Origin of the sequence: Longivirga aurantiaca, assembly GCF_042660085.1 — a bacterium.
GTDB lineage: Bacteria > Actinomycetota > Actinomycetes > S36-B12 > CAIYMF01 > Longivirga > Longivirga aurantiaca.
The window spans coordinates 1-15,908 of the sequence record NZ_JBHSTI010000039.1; the positions used below are offsets into that span (position 1 = coordinate 1).

A 15,908-nucleotide genomic window follows, 5' to 3' on the forward strand; every position below is an offset into this window, starting at 1 on the left:
CGGCGTTCCTCTACGTGACGAACTGGTGGTACGTGCTGGGGGACACGTCGTACTTCGAGGCGACGGGCCGTCCGCCGATGCTGCAGCACCTGTGGTCGTTGGCGGTGGAGGAGCAGTTCTACCTGCTGTGGCCGGTGCTGTGCTGGTTGCTGTGGAAGGTGGGCCGCACCCGGGGGATCCGGGTGGGCGCTGTGGTGGGGGCTCTGGTCTCGACGGCGGCGATGGTGTGGATCTCGGTCGCGCAGGGGATGCCTGAGGCGGCTGACCCGAGCCGGGTGTACTTCGGGTCGGACACCCACGCGATGACCCTGCTCGTGGGCGCAGCCCTCGCAACCGTGTGGAAGGCCGCGCGGATCAACGCCGTCGTGACCGCGCGGGGGCGGCGAGCGGCGACAGGTCTCGGTGTCGTCTCGCTCCTCGCGCTGCTGGCGACGTTCTGGTTCGTCGGCTACGACTCCCCTCTCCTCTACCTCGGCGGCTTCCTCGTGGTGGGGCTGATCACCGCGGGGTTCGTGGCCGCGGCGTCGGTGACGTCGTCGTCGTTCGCGACCGTGCTCGGTGCGCAGCCGCTGCGCTGGATCGGCGAGCGGTCCTACGGCATCTACCTCTGGCACTGGCCCGTCTTCATGGTGCTGCGTCCGGGCATCGACCTCGACGCCGAGGGCCTCGAGGTGCAGGCCCTGCGCCTGGCGATCACCTTGGCGCTCGCCGAGCTCTCGTACCGCTACGTCGAGACGCCGATCCGCCACGGCCTCATCGGTCGAGCCTGGACCCGCTGGAAGGAGGCCGGCGGCTTCGCGCTCGCCGGCCGCTCGGCCGTCGCCGTCGTGACGACGCTGACCGTCGTCGCGGCGTTGGGCCTCGGGCTCGCGAACGCGCGGACGACGACCTTCGAGGAGACCCTCGGCGGCGTGGACGGCGTCGGCAACGAGAGCCTCACGCCGCTGCCGTCGTCGACCTCGCCGACACCGACGCCGACGACCAGCGCGACCGGCACGGCGTCGCCGAGCCCGAGCCCGACCTCGACGCGTCCGTCCGACCGGCCCGAGCTCGCCGCGGGCGAGGACGCGTTCGGGCTGTCGTTCACCGCAGTCGGCGACTCGGTCCTGCTCGGCGCGCGCGACTCCGTGCTCGAGATGTTCCCCGGCTCCACCGTCGACGCGACGGTGAGCAGGCCGTCGTGGGAGGTGTTCCAGCGGATCCTCGACCGCCGCGCCGCGGGCAAGCTCGGCGCGGTGGTCGTGATCCATACCGGCACCAACGGAAGCATCGACGAGCAGCAGTTCGACGACCTGCTGCAGGTGCTGCAGGACCGCTCGCGCGTCGTGCTGGTGACGGTGAAGGCGCCACGATCGTGGACGCCGGAGGACAACGCGATCATCCGGCGCCTCGCGGCGAAGTACGCCGACGGCAACGTGCGGCTCGCTGACTGGGAGGACTACTCCCGCGGCAAGCGGGCGTGGTTCTACCCCGACGGCATCCACATGAGGCCGGACGGCGCCGACGCGTACGCCCAGCTGCTGCGCGAGGCGATCTCCCGCTGAACCCGGGTGCTAGGTGGTGCTGTCCGGGACGAACTGGCCGACGTACGGCTTCACCCGCTGGTACGACTCGCGCAGGGCCGCCCGGACGTCGGGGTCGAGCTGCGAGCCCTTGTAGTTGCGGGCGTCGAGCACCTGGTAGCCGAGGGCCTCGACCGTGAAGGTCGGGATGAGCTCCGGCTTGCGGGCCACGACCTTGCCGTCGGAGTCGCGGCTCAGCGTGACGCGTCCGATCACGCTGTCGCGCGCGTTGGGGCGCCAGTTGATGAGGTTGCCGAGGCCGTACAGCGCGAAGCCGTCGGTGACCGCGGCCTCCGGCTCGGGCACGTGGCTCCCCGTGCCGACGACGAGGTCGACGTCGGCCTTCTCCAGCAGCCAGTTGTCCCACCGGGTCTGGTTGTTCGTGGGGGTGTAGTTGAGCTCGTCGGCGTCGTGCATCGACACCACGACGTACTCCGCGCCGAGCGCCCGCGCCTTCTTGACGTCGGCGACGATCCGCTCGCGCTGCGCCGTCGCCATCCGCCAGGGCTGGTCGGCGGGGATCGGGAGGCCGCCGACCTCGGTGTACGACAGGTGCGTGACCTTGAAGCCCGCGACGTCGAGCACGGTGGGCTCGAGACCACCGGGCCCGCCGGAGGTGCCCGCCTGGGTGAGGCCGGTGCGCGTGAAGGCAGCGAGCGTGGCGTCCGAGCCGCGGGCGCCGCGGTCGAGGGCGTGGTTGGACGCCGTCGAGCAGCGGTCGAACCCGGAGTCCTTCAGGGCGTCGATCACCTGGGGCGGCGTGGCGTAGCGGGGCTCCATGCCCTCGCCCTTCGGGATCACCGGCAACTCGAGGTGGCAGACCGCCAGGTCCGCGCCCGCGATGATCGGCTTGATCGCCGTGAACATCGGGCGGAAATCGAAGGTGCGGCCGCCGCCGTTGTTCAGCGCTCGGTCGATGAGCGACTGGTGCATGAGCACCTCGCCGGTGAACACCAACGTCGCGGTGCCGCCGTCGCCCTGCCCCGCGCTCGCGGTGGGGTCGGGCGTGGCCGGCGGCTCGGACTCGGGCGACGACGACGTCTCCGTCGGCTCGGGGGTCGTGGGCTCCGGCGACGGCGCGGCGCGGGTCGAGGCCGCCGGGCTGGGTGACGCGGAGGTCGGCATCGGGGACGCGGTGGGCGTCGCGGACTCGGCGCCCGTGAGCGAGCAGCCGGCGAGGCTCAGGGCCGCCGCCGCGGCCAGGAGGCTGACGGTGCGCGCATGTCGTGACCCGCCGATGAAGGGGGGTTCCGCCTGCATGGCGGGACCTTATGTGAGCCGTGCGCGCGGCGCCGCACGGACAATGCGGCGGAACCAGCGCGTTGCAGGGATCGCCGGCTCAGCCGACGGCCGGAGCCACGGCATCAGTCCTGGTCGTCGTGGTCGTCGCCGTGCTGGCCGCTCGGACCATTGCCCTGGGGGCCGTTGCTCGGTTTCGGCGTGGGTGCAGGGGTGGCCGTCGCGCTCGGCGCCGGGCTCTGGCTGGCCGTCGCGGTGGGCTCGGCGCCCGTCGAGCCCGTCCGCGCCGGGCCGTCAGAGTCCTTGTCGTCGTCCTTCGCCGTGCGGGTGGCGGTCGGGCGCACCTCGGCATCACCGTCGTCGTCACGGTCGCTATCGGCGGCCTCTGTCTCCTGCGCGCGCGGCGTGCTCGAGCGCGTCGGAGCGGGCCCGATCCGCTCTTCCGCCGTGCGCGACTCGGCCGGCTCCGGCTCGGCGCTCTCGCTCTCCATCGGTGCGGGCGTGCTGAGGACGGGTCCGGGCGCGTCCGGCCGCGGCTCGACGCCGGGGACGACCGGAGCGACGGACTGCGGAGGCCGCGGGGGCTCGACGTCGTCCGAGCGCAGCCGGGAGATCCCGACAGCTGCCGCACCCGTGACGGCGACCGCGGCGATGCTCGCGATCACCTTGGTGCTGAGACCGGCCTGCGTGGCTGCGCCGCCGAGGTGCCCCGTCGGGAGGGCGAGGGCGGGCAGCGGGACGAGCGGACCCATGAGCTGAGCAAGCGCAGGCGACGGCACGGGCCGCTGGGCGTCGGCCCAGGCCCGCAGCGTCATCTCGACCCCGCGTGAGGTCAGCGTGCTCATCACGTCTCCGTCATCGGTTGGGGAGCCCCGCAGGTTACGGGTGCTCGAACGCCGTCCTGACCCGCGCGTCGGGCGGGCGGCCCTGGCCGGCGCGGTCGGGGGCGCCGCGGCGTGCCGGCGGCCGGTCGGGCGTGCCGCGGTCGGCCGCCACACGCACCGCCGCAGCGCGGTCCTCGGCGGCACGGCGGGCCGCTGCGACCGCGCGGTGGTGCAGCTGCTTGACCGCGCCGACGGTGCGACCGGTGGCCTCGGCCACCTGCTCCACCGAGAGGTCGCCGATCGTGCGCAGGAGCAGCACCTCGCGCTGCTCGGGCGTGAGGGCGGCGAGCATCGCGCGCACCTCGACGTCGACGATCTCGTCCATCGCGTCGTCCTCGGCGCTCGCGCTGCTGCGCGGGTCGGCCTCGGGCGTGTACTCGTCGACGTCCACCTTGCGGCGCAGCACGTCGACGGCCTTGTGGTGGGCGATCGTGAACAGCCAGGAGCGGAACGCCGCGGCGTCGCCGGTGAAGGTGCCGATCGAGGAGAACGCCGCGAGGAAGACGTCGCTGGTGACGTCGTCCGCGGCGGTCACGCCGCGGGCCTTCAGGTAGCCGTTGACGCGGGGCGAGAGCGCCTGCCAGATCCAGCCGAACGCGTCGGTGTCCCCGGCCCGCGCCGCCGTCACCCAGGCGTCGAGATCGTGCTGGGGCGTCGCGTCGCGCCGTGCGCGCGCCGTCCAGCCCATCGCCGTCGTCCCCTCGTCGTGACTCCTCTCAGCATCGTCTGCCGAGGCGCGCGTCTGAACCGTGGGACGGGAGGCGTCACCCGTGGGGCGGCACGATGCCCTGCTCAGTGGTCGGGGTGGCGATTCCCGTTGCTGCAGATGGGTGAATCGGCGGCGTACCCGTGACCGCCCGGGCACGCGCAGCGATGGCAGGGGTGAACTGCTCGGCGGTCGATCGGCAGCACGGGGGTGTCGGTCTGCGGCACGAGCACGACGTCGGCGAACGGTCGTCCCACCCGGTCGCCGGCACGGTCGGTCGAGCGGGCCCTGACCTCCCGGCGGCAGACCCTGCCACCTGGGTGGCGCTCCCTTTGCGGGGGAGAGCCACCCAGGTGGGCCAGCCTCGCGGTGCCAGTCCGCGATGGGCTCGGATGTCGCAGTGGGCAGCGGCGTCGCCCGCTGCGGCATCCGAGCCATGGGCGCCCACGCCGCCCTCCCCTGCCTCCGCCTCGGAGCCCCTCGCGTCCTCAATCCGTGCTCATTGGCCCGAACGGGTTCAGGTCCGGCGATGCCGTGACCGCACGGGCACGCAGCGCGATTGCGGGAGTGTCCTGATACCTCACGAGGTCGGCGTCATGAAGAGCATCGGCGGTACGCACACCCGCTCCACGGGTGCGAGCACCCGCCGGAGCTTCGACCGGACGTCGGGGCGCCCCTGGCACACCGGCAGGGACGTCGTCCGCCTGGTGGGTCCGCCGGTGGTGGCCCTGGGTCTTCTCATCTCGATCCTTCATGCACCGCCCGGCCTCGCGGCCGAGCTGCCCAGTGCCACCACCGTCGGGAACGTGCAGCAGTCATCGCACTCATCCAGCGGGAGCACACCGTGACCACCCTCGAGACCTTCATCACCGAGCTCCACCCGCCAACGGCCGTCACCGAGCAGATCCACCCTGCCGCCGTCCTCGCCGAGGAGCCCGGGCACGTCGTGATCATGGGGCTCAGCGCGATCGACGTCCGGCACAACGGCGTCTGGGACACCAGCACCGGATCGTGGACTCGCTACGACCAGCCCTGGCGCTCGGCGCACGACCCGGGCGACGCCGTCGCCGTCGGCGCGGTCCACGTGACCTACGGCGTGCCCTCGCGCTACGACATCACGCTCTACCGCGTGAGCATCACCGAGCACGGTGCCGGGCTCGGGTGGACCGTGCCGGCCCTCGTCGACGAGGTGCTGCGCCCGACGCGCCTGACGCTCGACACCATCCCGCGGGCCGCGCTGAAGGAAGCCCCGCGACCGTTCCGCTTCTAGGGCGACCGTCGTAGGCACCCCGGGCGGGACGGGCACGCGTCAGGACGCGGGACCGCTCCGCAGGGCTGTGAGCGTCTGCCATGCGCGGGTGGCGAGCTGGAGGTTGAAGAACACCTCGGGGTCGGACAGGTCCAGGCCGGAGATCTGCCGGATGCGCTGCAGCCGGTACTTGAGGGTGTTGCGGTGCACGATCAGCGACCCGGCGGTCGCGACGTAGTTGCCGACGTGCTGCAGGTAGTGCATGAGCGTGCGCACCAGCTCGGAGTTGCGCTTCTCGTCGTACTCCAGCAGCGAGCCGATCCAGCGCTGGATGAACCGCTCGACCTCCCCGAGGTCTTCGGCGCCGACGAGGAGCCGGTAGACCCCGAGGTCGTCGAAGCGCACAGCCTGGTCGGACCACTCCGCCGAGCGCATGAGCTGCAGGGCCAGGCGCGACTGCCGGAACGACTGCGGGAAGTCCGAGACGGCTCCGCACTCCTCCCCTACGGCGAGGCGCACGCTCGCGCCGCCGAGGCCGCGGATGATTGACTGTCGCAGCGCCTCCCAGTCCGACTCCCGGTCGGCAAGGAGCACCACCTGCGAGCCACGGGCCACCAGCAGGCTGCCCGCGCCCTCGTCCCTCGCCGCGATGCGCACGGCTTGGAACAGCGCGTCGATCCCGATGCTGCCGCGACCACCCTCGACCAGCACGACCCGGTGCGGCCGCTGCAGGTCGTAGCCGAGAGCGGCAGCGCGGGCCAGCGCGCTCTCCTCCTCCGTGCCGTTGAGCAGCTCGTCCACCAGGTCGCGACGTACGCGGAGCTCGCTCTCGGCGAGGCTGCGCACGCGGGCGAGCTCCATCGCCAGGATGGTGGCCCCGTGCTCGAGCGCCATCACGTCGTGCTCGCCGGCCTGACCTCCCGGGTCGACGAGGCTGATCACGCCGAGGACGTCGCCCTGCGGGTGCGCCAGGGCGATCAGGCTGCCCCCCTCGCGAATGGGGCGGTTGGACGCGCGAGCGCGGCGCAGCAGGTCCTCGCGCCTGCGGGCGGAATCCTTGGGATACGGCTCCGGCCGCTGCGGACCGGCCCACGCCTTGAGGTTGCCGTACCGGTCCTCGATGGCGACCGGCAGACCCGTGAGCTCGTGCACAGCGCGGGCGATGCCGTCGCGACCTTCGCCCGAGACAGCGACGGCGGTCAGCCGGTCGTGGATCTCGATGCTGCGCTCGAGGGCGCCGAGGGATCCGCGCAGCCGCTCGTTGACCTCCGAGAGCTCCTCGGCCGCAGCGAGCTCCTGTGCGTGCAGATGCCGGTTGGCCAGCGCTGCGCCCGTCTGCTGCGCCAGCGCGCGCAGCAGGAACTGCTCCTCGCTCGTCGGTTCCTCGTCGGCCGCGACGACGAGGACGCCGAAGCGTCCGGGAGGGCTCCCCAGCGGGTAGCCCCAGCCCCAGGCGGCGCCGCTCACCTCGACCGGCCCGCCCACCGGCCCGTTGCCGGTCGTCGTGCGGTCCAGGCCGGCGTGCTCGCCCGGCTCCAACGACGCCACCCGGCAACGAGCCAGCGACGGGACGGCCGTCATCGCGAGCTCGAGGATCTGACGTTCACCCGAGCTCTCGGTCATGAGCTGCCCCAGCACGAGCAGGCTGCGCATGGTGGAGAGCAGCCCACGCCCGAGCTGGTCCGAGACCTCCAGCTCGGGCCCGGTCATGCCGCCGGGTCGTCTTCCGGTTCGACGTACCACGGGTTCTCGAGCACCTGGCCCGACATCAGGACCTTGGGGTGCGTCTTGAGCATCTCCATGAGGATCCTGCCGTCGGTGAACCGCTCGAGGTCGTACAGGCACAGGATCACCTGCGGATACCTCGGCAGGAACCGGTTGAGCCGAGCCTCGTAGCGCACCAGCTGGTCGACCCCGGGCATGTCGCGCAGGGCCCACGTCATCTCGCCCACGGACCGCACGAAGGGGAACCCGCCCGGGCCGACGGCTTGGCCGACGTTCGACTCCCAGAAGTCGAGCATGCGCCCGGTCGAGAAGTGCCCCTCGGACAGGTACGCCTTGTCGCTGCTCAGCAGCTCGAGCTGTCCGGTGAGCAGTGCGCTCTCGATGTCGAGGACGAGCGAGAGCGGGTTGGTCACCTGCTCGACGTCGGGATCGTCCATCACCGCGATGCACTTGTGCCCCTCGACGAGGCCGTCACGCAGGAAGGGGAGCAGCACCTCGTCGCGCTGGTCGCGTCCGCGGTAGAACGCGCAGATGTGATCGCCCGGGGCGATGGCCACGCCCGGTCGATCGAGCGCGAAGGGGATCGTCGTCATCGATCAGCTCCCGTCATCGGCCGTACTTGTCGAAGTGTGCGGCGAACAGGGACTCTGCGTCGACCCGGCGCGTCACCGACGGCCTGGAGACCCAGGTGAGGTTGACGAAGTGCCGGGCGTTCACGTTCTCGGTCGTGATCCCGCCGCCCCACGTCCCGCACGACAGGCTCAGGGTGAACGGGAGACCGTTGCGTGCGCTCCCCGCACCCTCGTTGAGGTTCTGGTTGACCAGCACGCGCGCGGTCTTGGTGCCGAACGCCAGCGCGTCGACGTGGGCGTCGCTGGTCGTGTGGATGCCGCAGGTGTGCCCCAGGCCCTGGTAGCCGGTGATGGCGTTGACCTGGGCGACCGCGTTGTCGATCGCGCCAGAGTAGCGGTACAGGGCGAGCACGACGGAGAGCTTCTCGCCGCTGAACGGGTGGTCGTGACCGACCCCGTCCTCGTGCACGATGAGGAACGTGGTCGAGGCGGGTACGTCGATCCCGGCGAGTGCCGCGATGTGCGGAGCCGACTTCGCGATGACGTCGGGCGTGGGGATCTCTCCGCCGTCGGGCCACATCGCGGCCTGGAGGGCAGCCTTCTGGTCGTCGTCGCAGACGTGCCCGCCGGCGGCCGTCAGCCGCGCCACGAGGTCGTCGTAGACCGAGTCGTGGGCCACGACCGAGTTGTCCGCGAGGCAGCTCGTCGCGTAGTCGAAGGTCTTGGCCGCCACGATGGCGGCGGCAGCGTCGGCGAGGTCTGCGGTCTCGTCGACGACGTGGACCGCGTTGCCGACGCCGACCCCGAACGCCGGGGTGCCGGAGCTGTACGCCGCCTTGACCATGCCCGCACCGCCCGTCGCCACGATGAGGTCGACCTGGTGCATGAGCTCCTGGGTGTACGCGATCTTGGCCTCGGGCAGGACCTGCACGAGGTCCGCCGGTGCCCCGACCTGCTCGCACGCCTCCCGCATGAAGCCCACGACGGCGTCGGTCGTGCGCTTGCTGCGCGGGTGCGCGGCGAACACGATCGCGTTGCGGCCGGCCAGGGCGCAGAGCGCCTTGACGGGCGGAGTGGCGTCCGGGCCCGTCGTCGGGACGAGGCCGGCGACGACACCCACGGGCTTGGCGATCTTCACCAGACCGCGAGCCGGGTCCTCCTCGACGATGCCCACGGTCGGCGTCTCGCGCAGGTCGGAGAGCACCCCGAGCACGCGCCGCTCGATCTTGGTGACCTTGTCCTCGTAGTTCCCGAAGCCGGCCTCGTCGACGGCGAGCCGGGCGAGCGCCTCCGCGCGGTCCTTGCGGGCCACGGCGTACGCGACCGCGGTCGTCAGCTCGTGGACGCGGTCGGCGTCCCACTCGGCGATCTCGGACTGCGCAGCGCGGGCGCGCGCTACGACCTCGGCCACCTCCACGGGGATCTCCTGACGGTCAGCGCGTCGCCGGGGGCGTCGCGGGGCGGGGCTGGGACGGGGCTGGGCTGGGGGTCTCGAGGGTCGATTCCCGGGGTGTGCCTGGGTCGGCTCGTTAAGCGGAAGTTACGGCGCAGGGCTCCGGGAAACCTCGTCCTGATGGGACGAAGATCCGGTCACCACTGGTCCCGAACGCGTGCCGAGCTGCCGCCCGGCAGCAGCTTCCAGTCGACGGCGACCGCCGCCTGTGCGGAGACCAGCACGGGGTTGAGGTCGAGGGCCGCGACGTCGGGCAGGCCGACGAGAGCGTCGCCGGCGGCGACCAGCAGCCGGGCCAGGGCCTCGAGGTCGGCCGGTTCCTGGCCGCGCCCCCCGGCCAGCACCGCGTGGATCCGGAGCCCGGCGACGAGCTCGCGCGCGTCGTCCAGCCCGAGGGGGGCCAGGGCGAACGCGGTGTCGTCCAGGGTCTCCACCCAGATCCCGCCGGCACCCACCATCACCACCGGCCCGAAGTCGGGGTCGCGCACGGCGCCGACCGCCACCTCGACGCCCGCGAGCTGCGGCGAGACCAGCACCGTGGGCGAGCGCAGCAGCAGCTCGGCTGCCGCGGCGCGCACCTCGGCGCGGTCGCTCAGACCGAGGCGTACGCCGTCGAGCTCGGTCCGGTGCGCCGCCCGCCCGACCTTCACCACGGCGGGGAACGACGCGGCTTGCTCCGCCTCCTCCGCCGTGCGGCACTCGACCGAGGCCACGACCTCGACGCCGAACCCGCGCAGCAGGCGAGCAGCCGCCTCGGGGTCGGTGACGTCGACGTCGGGGCCCGGCGTCGAGCCCGGAGCGGTCCTGGGCGCTGCAGACCCGCGCGCGAGGCGGTCGCGGGCGCGAGCGGCCCGGCGAGCCAGCCCGAGCGCCCGGGCCGCTCGCGGCGGCCAGGGCAGCACGGGCACGCCCGCGCCCTGGAGCTCACGGGCCAGGTCGTCCGCGGACCGAGGCGCCACCCAGCAGACGTGCACCGGCACGGCGACCCCGTCGGCGCGCAGCGCCTGGACCGCGGCTGCGACGCCCTGCACGGTGGCGGGGTCGGTGGCCGACCGCTGCAGGAGCACGGCCACCACGGCGTCCACCTCCCCGGAGCGGGCGAGCAGGTCGACGAGCGCCGGGTAGATGGTCGGGAACAGCGACCAGGCGGTCGTCACGTCGACCGGGTTGACGGGCGAGGCGTAGGCCGGGAGCAGCGCGCGGACGCGTTCCTGGAGCGCCGGGCTCAGCGCGGGCACGGCGAGGCCTTCGTCGGCGAGCAGGTCGGCGAGCTCGACGCCGGTGCCGCCGCTGTTGGTGATGATGGCGACCCGGTCGCCCGCCGGCAGCGGTTGGCCGTCGACGGCGCGCGCGGCGTCGAGCAGCTCCTGGCCGCTGCGCACCTCGACGAGTCCCGCCTGGTGCAGCGCACCCCGCCACACGGCCGCGCTCGACGCCAGCGCAGCGGTGTGCGACGTCGCCGCCCTCGCTCCGGCCTCGGACCTGCCGGTCTTGAGGACGAACACCGGCACCCGGGCAGCCACGGCCCGCGCGGTCGCCATCAGCTCCCTGCCGTCGGCGACCGACTCGAGCAGCATGCACACGGTGGTGGTCGCGGGATCCTCGCCGAGCGCCTCGAGGAGTTCCGCGACGCTGACGTCGGACGTGTTGCCCGGGGCGCACACCTTGGCGAAGCGCACGTGCTCCTCGTGCGCGAGGTCGTGCACCGCCATCCCGTACGCGCCGGACTGGCTCACGACCGAGATGCCGCCGCCGCCGACGGGCGTTCCGCGCGCGATCGAGGCGTTCAGCGGGAGGTCGCAGTTCTGCACGCCGAAGCAGTTGGGCCCCACGACGCGCACCCGGGAACCACCCTCGGGGGCGGCCGCGCGCAGCATCTCCTCCTGCAGCAGGGCACCGTCGGGCCCCGACTCCGCGAACCCGCCCGAGAGCACGATCATCGCCGTGACGCCGGCGGCCGCGGCGTCGGCCGCCACCTGCGGTGCGGCGGCCGCGGGGACGGCGACGACGGCCAGGTCGACCGGCACCCCCAGGTCGCGGAGCGACTCCCCCGCCCGCACCGGCAGCACCTCCCCCGGGAACGACGCGAGGTTGGCTGCGAGCAGGGCACCGAGGCTGCCCGGCCGGTCCGAGGCTCCGACCAGAGCGATCCGCTTCGGTGCGAACAGCGCCTCCAGCAGCCGTCCGTCGCTCATCCGGCCGTGCCGAACCGGCGGGCGAGCTCCTGCTCGGAGAACTCCGACCGACGCACGCCGAGCGGGTCGACCGCGCGCACCTCGGCGAGCTCCTGCGGGGTCGGCTCGTCGACGACGGCGAGGTCCTGCGCGACGACGAGCTCGAAGCCCGTGGTGCGCTCGATCTCCTCGAGATCGACGTCGGGGAACCGCGCCACCAGCCGTGCGCGGCCCTCGACGTAGTCGAAGACGCCGAGCTCGGTCACGAGCCACTCCGGACCGCCGCCCGAGTGCCCGAGCTGCTCGCGGGTGCCTGCTGGTGTGACGTGCCCCAGGTCGGTGAGGAAGTCCAGCTGCTCGACGAGGGTGCGGCCGCTGCGATGACGCGTGGTCCACAGCGTGAGCGCGCCGATGGTCGCCGAGATGTTCGCCCCGCCACCGCCTCCGCCGAGCTTGATCTTCGGTCGCGCCATGCCGCCGATGGCCGTGACGTTCGTGTTGCCGTGCGCGTCGATCTGCCCACCTGACAGGAACATCCGGTCGACGTCACCGCGGCACGCGGCGTCGAAGAACTCGTCGAAACGCATGCGGTACGTCGCGTCCCGGTGCAGCGCCAGGTCGTTGCCGGTCGGGGGCACGAAGGCCGGCTCGGGGTTGACCGCGTACGTCGCCCCCTCGATCAGCATTGACCCGGGAGCATGCGTGCGACGGGCGACGTGCATCGCGACCTGGGCGCACGGGCTCGCGAACCCGTGGAACACCACCTCGCGGTCGACGATCGTGCGCGCGAGGGTGACGACGAACCACTCGTCCAGCGTCCAGCCACTCATCGGAACAGCTCCATCCAGGCCTCGTCCGACGTCGACCACGCGGTGAGCCGCTCCGGCTCGACCAGCGCGAGGTAGGCGTCCTCGCCGGGGAGCACGTAGCGCTCGAGATACGCCGAGACCGCATCCGGACCGGCCGTCGCCGCTGCGACGTACTCGGCGAGGTGCGGCCGGTCGTACGCGTAGCCCGGGTAGCACGACGACGGGTGCGCGCCGTAGGGCGCCTCGACGACGGCGGCGACCACGTGGGCGGGCACGGTGACCCCGGCCGCCACGACCTCCTCGGTGCTGACGACGGCGTCGACGGTGGCGATCACCGCGCGGGACGCGTGGGCGAACCGCTCGTCGAGCACGTACGGCTGGTCGAGATGCAGGTTGCCGGCCGCATCACCGATCGGCGCGTGCAGCAGTGCGATGTCCGGAGCGAGCGCCGGGACCGCGGCGAGCTCCTGCCCGGTGAACGGGCACGTGACCGTCCCCCACTCCGGGTGCAGGGTCAGCAGGTCGCCGCCGAGCAGCCCCCGGACGGGGAGGAAGGGCACCCCCATCTCGGCGGCCCGCAGCTGCGTGAGCATGACGACGCACGAGCTCTCGCGCACCTCGACGGCACCGCTCTCGGCTCCTCGCCGGAAGGCCGGTGCCAGACCAAGATCCTGCTCGAAGCCCACGTAGGACTCCTCGCACACGCTCACCGCGCCGGCGGCGATGAGCAGGTCGACGTCGATGCTGTGCGCCGAGCCGACCACGCGCAGCCCTCTGCGGCCCTGCCGCACGAGCTCGCGCACCATGGCCATGGGCAGCCGTGCGCACAGACCGCCGCCGAGGGCGACCGTGTCGCCGTCCGAGACGCGAGCCACGGCCTCGGCGAGAGTCGTCCGCTTGTCGACGTCGAGGAAGAAGCGGCTCATGTCACTGCGCGGTCATGCCGCCGTCGGCGGCGACCACGGAGCCCGTCATGAACGCGGCCTCGTCGCTCGCGAGGAACAGCGCCACCCGGGCGATGTCCGCGACGTCGCCGAGCCGTCCGATGGGGTACTTCACGAGGGTGCGCTGGAGGCCGAGGTCGAGGTCGCCGTCGCCGCGGGCGCGGAGCATCGGCTCCATGAGCGGGGTGTAGACGGTGCCGGGGCAGATGACGTTGGCGCGCACCCCGCGGCCCGCGAGGTCGACGGCCATCGAGCGCGTGAGGGCCACCACCGCGCCCTTGGCGGCGCAGTAGGCGGCGAAGTTCATCACGCCGACGAGCGCGGCGACCGAGCCCTGGTTGATGATCGAGCCGCCGGGGCCCATGTGGGCCAGGGCGGCCTGCGTCATGAGGTAGGTGCCCTTGACGTTCACGTCGAAGCAGCGGTCCCAGTCGGCCTCCTCCGCCACGGCGACCGAGCCGCGGGAGTCGACGCCGGCGTTGTTGTAGACGACGTCGATGCCGCCGAACTCCGCGGCGACGGCGTCCGCTGCCTGCGTGACCTGGGCGGCCTTGGAGACGTCCGCCGTGAGCGCGAGAGCGCGGCCGCCCGCGGCGGTCACCATCGCGGTGGTCTCCTCGGCCACCGCGCCGTCGCGGTCGAGGACGCCTACGGCGGCCCCCTCCGCGGCGAACAGCAGGGCCGCGGCGCGGCCGATGCCGGAGCCGGCGCCGGTGATGACGGCGACCTTGCCGGCGAGCCGGCCCGTTCCCTCGTGCGAGTCCGTGGCAGTCACAGCGCTGTATACCCTCCGTCGATGACCAGCGCGGCGCCGGTCAGGTAGTGGAGCCGGTCCGAGGCCAGGACCGACACGAGATCGGCGACGTCGTCGGGCGACGCCACCCTGCCGAGCGGGATGCGCGCCTCGACCTCTGCGCGCAGCACCGGATCGTCGAGCCGCCACGACGTCATCGCCGTGTGGGCCATGCCCGGGCAGACCGCGTTGCTGCGGATGCCCGCGGACGCGTAGTCGACGGCGATGGAGCGCGCGAGCTGCAGCGCCGCCCCCTTGGAGGTCGTGTAGGCGCTGCGTCCGGGGAAGGCGACCTGCCCCGCCACCGACGCGATCGTGATGACGTGGCCCGCGCCCTGCTCGATCATGATCGGCAGGACGGCACGGGACAGCAGGAACGGGCCGCGCACGTTGACCGCGATCACCTTGTCCCACTCCGCGACCGGCGTCGTGTGCAGCACCGTCGCCGTCCGGTCGCCGGTGATGCCGGCGTTGTTGACCAGCACGTCGATGCGCCCGAGCCGCTCGCGAGCGGCTGCGACGAACGAGTCGACGGAGGACTCGTCGGCGACGTCGAGCGCGCCCGCGTAGCCGTCCGGTCCGGCCGAGTCCGCTGCGCCGGCGGCGTCGAGATCGCCGACGGCGAGCAGGAACCCGTCCGCGGCGAGCCGTCGGCAGGTCGCCTGGCCGATGCCGGACGCGCCTCCGGTCACCAGGGCTACTCGTCGGGTGTCGGTCATGACGGCTCCCCGCGGCGGGCCGCGCTCTCGGCGGCGATGAGGATCGGGTCGTACACGGGCGAGTACGGCGGTGCGTAGGCGAGGTCGAGCGCGGTCAGGTCCGCCACGGTCATGCCCGTCTGCAGCGCGGTGGCCAGCACGTCGATCCGCTGGGCCGCGCCCTCACGTCCGACCATCTGCGCGCCGAGGAGCCGGCCGCCCTGGCCGTGCACCAGCCGGACGTGCAGGGCCGAGCCGCCGGGGTAGTACTTGGCCCGGGTGCGGTGGACGACGTCGGTCGCGAGGGCGGGGATCCCTGCCGCCTGCGCCTCGGCGAGCGTGAGCCCCGTGCGCGCCACCTCGAGATCGAACACCTTGACGACCGCGGTGCCGACGATGCCCGCGAACCGCGCTGAGCCTCCGGCGGCGACGGTCCCGGCCACCCGCCCGGTCTTGTTGGCCGTCGTGCCGAGGGGCACGTACGCCGGCATCCCCGTCACGAGGTGCTGCGGCGCCACGCAGTCGCCGGCGGCCCAGACGCCGTCCACCGTCGTCCGCATCTCCGGGTCGACGACGAGGGCGCCAGCCGGTCCGGTCTGCGCGCCGACCGCCGCGGCGAGGGTCGCCGCGGGCCGCACGCCGACGCTGACGACGGCGAGGTCGAGGCCCGGCAGGTCGACGGCGGTCGCATCGGTGCCCAGCCGGAGGTCGACGTGCTGGCGCACGTGCTCCTCCACCACGGCCGCGGGCTCCGGATCGAGGGTGGGCAGCACCTGCCCGAGGCGCTCCACGACGGTGACCGAGCAGCCGCGCGCGACGAGCGCCTCGGCCATCTCCAGCCCGATGTACCCACCGCCGACGACGAGGGCCGACCCCACCTTGCCCGCGTCGAGGAGTCCGCGCAGGGCGATGGCCTCCTCGAGGGTGCGCACCGTGAAGGTGCGGTCGGCGCCGACCGCCGGCACCTCCACCTGCACGGGGGAGGCGCCGGCCGTGACCACGAGGCTCGAGTAGGAGAGCCGGTGCGTGCGGTCGGCCTGGCGGTAGAGGATCCAGCGCCCCTCGGCATCGAGCTCGGTCGCGGTCGCAGCCGTCCGGAC

Annotated in this window: 14 protein-coding genes; 2 read left to right on the forward strand and 12 right to left on the reverse strand. The window is 73.2% G+C overall.

The features are described from left to right. Nucleotides 1–1,544: acyltransferase family protein (locus ACFQGU_RS16735; protein ID WP_386768841.1), on the forward strand; the 1,544-nt coding region annotated here is incomplete at its 5' end. Between the two features lie 9 nt (nt 1,545–1,553). Here the strand turns inward: ACFQGU_RS16735 and ACFQGU_RS16740 are convergent. The 3 genes from ACFQGU_RS16740 to ACFQGU_RS16750 form a co-directional block, all read right to left on the reverse strand. Then, on the reverse strand, nt 1,554–2,822 hold the full coding sequence (locus ACFQGU_RS16740) for a CapA family protein (protein WP_386768842.1): 1,269 nt from the start codon (nt 2,820–2,822) through the stop codon (nt 1,554–1,556). A 104-nt stretch (nt 2,823–2,926) separates the two neighbouring features. Continuing rightward, nucleotides 2,927–3,646 (reverse strand): hypothetical protein, encoded by a 720-nt coding sequence (locus ACFQGU_RS16745; RefSeq protein ID WP_386768843.1) that lies wholly within the window; start codon nt 3,644–3,646, stop codon nt 2,927–2,929. Nucleotides 3,647–3,680: 34 nt separating this feature from the next. After that, nucleotides 3,681–4,373 carry an RNA polymerase sigma factor gene (locus ACFQGU_RS16750; protein ID WP_386768844.1) on the reverse strand — a complete coding sequence of 231 codons (693 nt, stop codon included), beginning with the start codon at nt 4,371–4,373 and terminating at the stop codon, nt 3,681–3,683. A gap of 862 nt (nt 4,374–5,235) precedes the next feature. Between ACFQGU_RS16750 and ACFQGU_RS16755 the strand changes: the two genes are divergently transcribed. Then, the gene (locus ACFQGU_RS16755) at nt 5,236–5,661 is read left to right on the forward strand and encodes a hypothetical protein (RefSeq protein ID WP_386768845.1); all 426 of its coding nucleotides are present in this window, start codon (nt 5,236–5,238) and stop codon (nt 5,659–5,661) included. Nucleotides 5,662–5,700: 39 nt separating this feature from the next. Here ACFQGU_RS16755 and ACFQGU_RS16760 read toward each other — a convergent pair whose 3' ends face one another. The 9 genes from ACFQGU_RS16760 to ACFQGU_RS16800 all read right to left on the reverse strand — a co-directional run. Then, nucleotides 5,701–7,350, reverse strand: a complete 1,650-nt coding sequence (locus ACFQGU_RS16760) for a PucR family transcriptional regulator (protein WP_386768846.1) — start codon at nt 7,348–7,350, stop codon at nt 5,701–5,703. Next, complete coding sequence (locus ACFQGU_RS16765) at nt 7,347–7,958, reverse strand: MEDS domain-containing protein (RefSeq protein ID WP_386768847.1); 612 nt, start codon at nt 7,956–7,958, stop codon at nt 7,347–7,349. Before ACFQGU_RS16765 ends, ACFQGU_RS16760 begins: the two co-directional genes overlap by 4 nt. 13 nt (nt 7,959–7,971) lie before the next feature. Beyond that, complete coding sequence (locus ACFQGU_RS16770; protein WP_386768848.1) at nt 7,972–9,354, reverse strand: aldehyde dehydrogenase family protein; 1,383 nt, start codon at nt 9,352–9,354, stop codon at nt 7,972–7,974. A 173-nt stretch (nt 9,355–9,527) separates the two neighbouring features. Further along, complete coding sequence (locus ACFQGU_RS16775; protein WP_386768849.1) at nt 9,528–11,585, reverse strand: acetate--CoA ligase family protein; 2,058 nt, start codon at nt 11,583–11,585, stop codon at nt 9,528–9,530. Continuing rightward, complete coding sequence (locus ACFQGU_RS16780) at nt 11,582–12,394, reverse strand: CoA-transferase (RefSeq protein WP_386768850.1); 813 nt, start codon at nt 12,392–12,394, stop codon at nt 11,582–11,584. The genes ACFQGU_RS16775 and ACFQGU_RS16780 overlap by 4 nt, the downstream gene beginning before the upstream one ends. Then, nucleotides 12,391–13,299, reverse strand: coding sequence for a CoA transferase subunit A (locus tag ACFQGU_RS16785; RefSeq protein ID WP_386768851.1), 909 nt, complete (start codon nt 13,297–13,299; stop codon nt 12,391–12,393). Before ACFQGU_RS16785 ends, ACFQGU_RS16780 begins: the two co-directional genes overlap by 4 nt. 1 nt (nt 13,300) lies before the next feature. Further along, nucleotides 13,301–14,092 (reverse strand): SDR family NAD(P)-dependent oxidoreductase, encoded by a 792-nt coding sequence (locus tag ACFQGU_RS16790; protein WP_386768852.1) that lies wholly within the window; start codon nt 14,090–14,092, stop codon nt 13,301–13,303. Beyond that, entirely contained in the window at nt 14,089–14,829 is a 741-nt protein-coding gene (locus ACFQGU_RS16795; protein WP_386768853.1) for an SDR family NAD(P)-dependent oxidoreductase, read from the reverse strand. Before ACFQGU_RS16795 ends, ACFQGU_RS16790 begins: the two co-directional genes overlap by 4 nt. Further along, nucleotides 14,826–15,908: FAD-dependent oxidoreductase (locus ACFQGU_RS16800; RefSeq protein ID WP_386768854.1), on the reverse strand; the 1,083-nt coding region annotated here is incomplete at its 5' end. The genes ACFQGU_RS16795 and ACFQGU_RS16800, both read right to left, overlap by 4 nt.

Coding starts and splice junctions, on each gene's coding strand:
- ACFQGU_RS16780 (WP_386768850.1), bottom strand. CDS start 12,394: ATGAGTGGCTGGACGCTGGACGAGTGGTTCGTCGTCACCCTCGCGCGC.
- ACFQGU_RS16740 (WP_386768842.1), bottom strand. CDS start 2,822: ATGCAGGCGGAACCCCCCTTCATCGGCGGGTCACGACATGCGCGCACC.
- ACFQGU_RS16795 (WP_386768853.1), bottom strand. CDS start 14,829: ATGACCGACACCCGACGAGTAGCCCTGGTGACCGGAGGCGCGTCCGGC.
- ACFQGU_RS16745 (WP_386768843.1), bottom strand. CDS start 3,646: ATGAGCACGCTGACCTCACGCGGGGTCGAGATGACGCTGCGGGCCTGG.
- ACFQGU_RS16775 (WP_386768849.1), bottom strand. CDS start 11,585: ATGAGCGACGGACGGCTGCTGGAGGCGCTGTTCGCACCGAAGCGGATC.
- ACFQGU_RS16765 (WP_386768847.1), bottom strand. CDS start 7,958: ATGACGACGATCCCCTTCGCGCTCGATCGACCGGGCGTGGCCATCGCC.
- ACFQGU_RS16760 (WP_386768846.1), bottom strand. CDS start 7,350: ATGACCGGGCCCGAGCTGGAGGTCTCGGACCAGCTCGGGCGTGGGCTG.
- ACFQGU_RS16750 (WP_386768844.1), bottom strand. CDS start 4,373: ATGGGCTGGACGGCGCGCGCACGGCGCGACGCGACGCCCCAGCACGAT.
- ACFQGU_RS16785 (WP_386768851.1), bottom strand. CDS start 13,299: ATGAGCCGCTTCTTCCTCGACGTCGACAAGCGGACGACTCTCGCCGAG.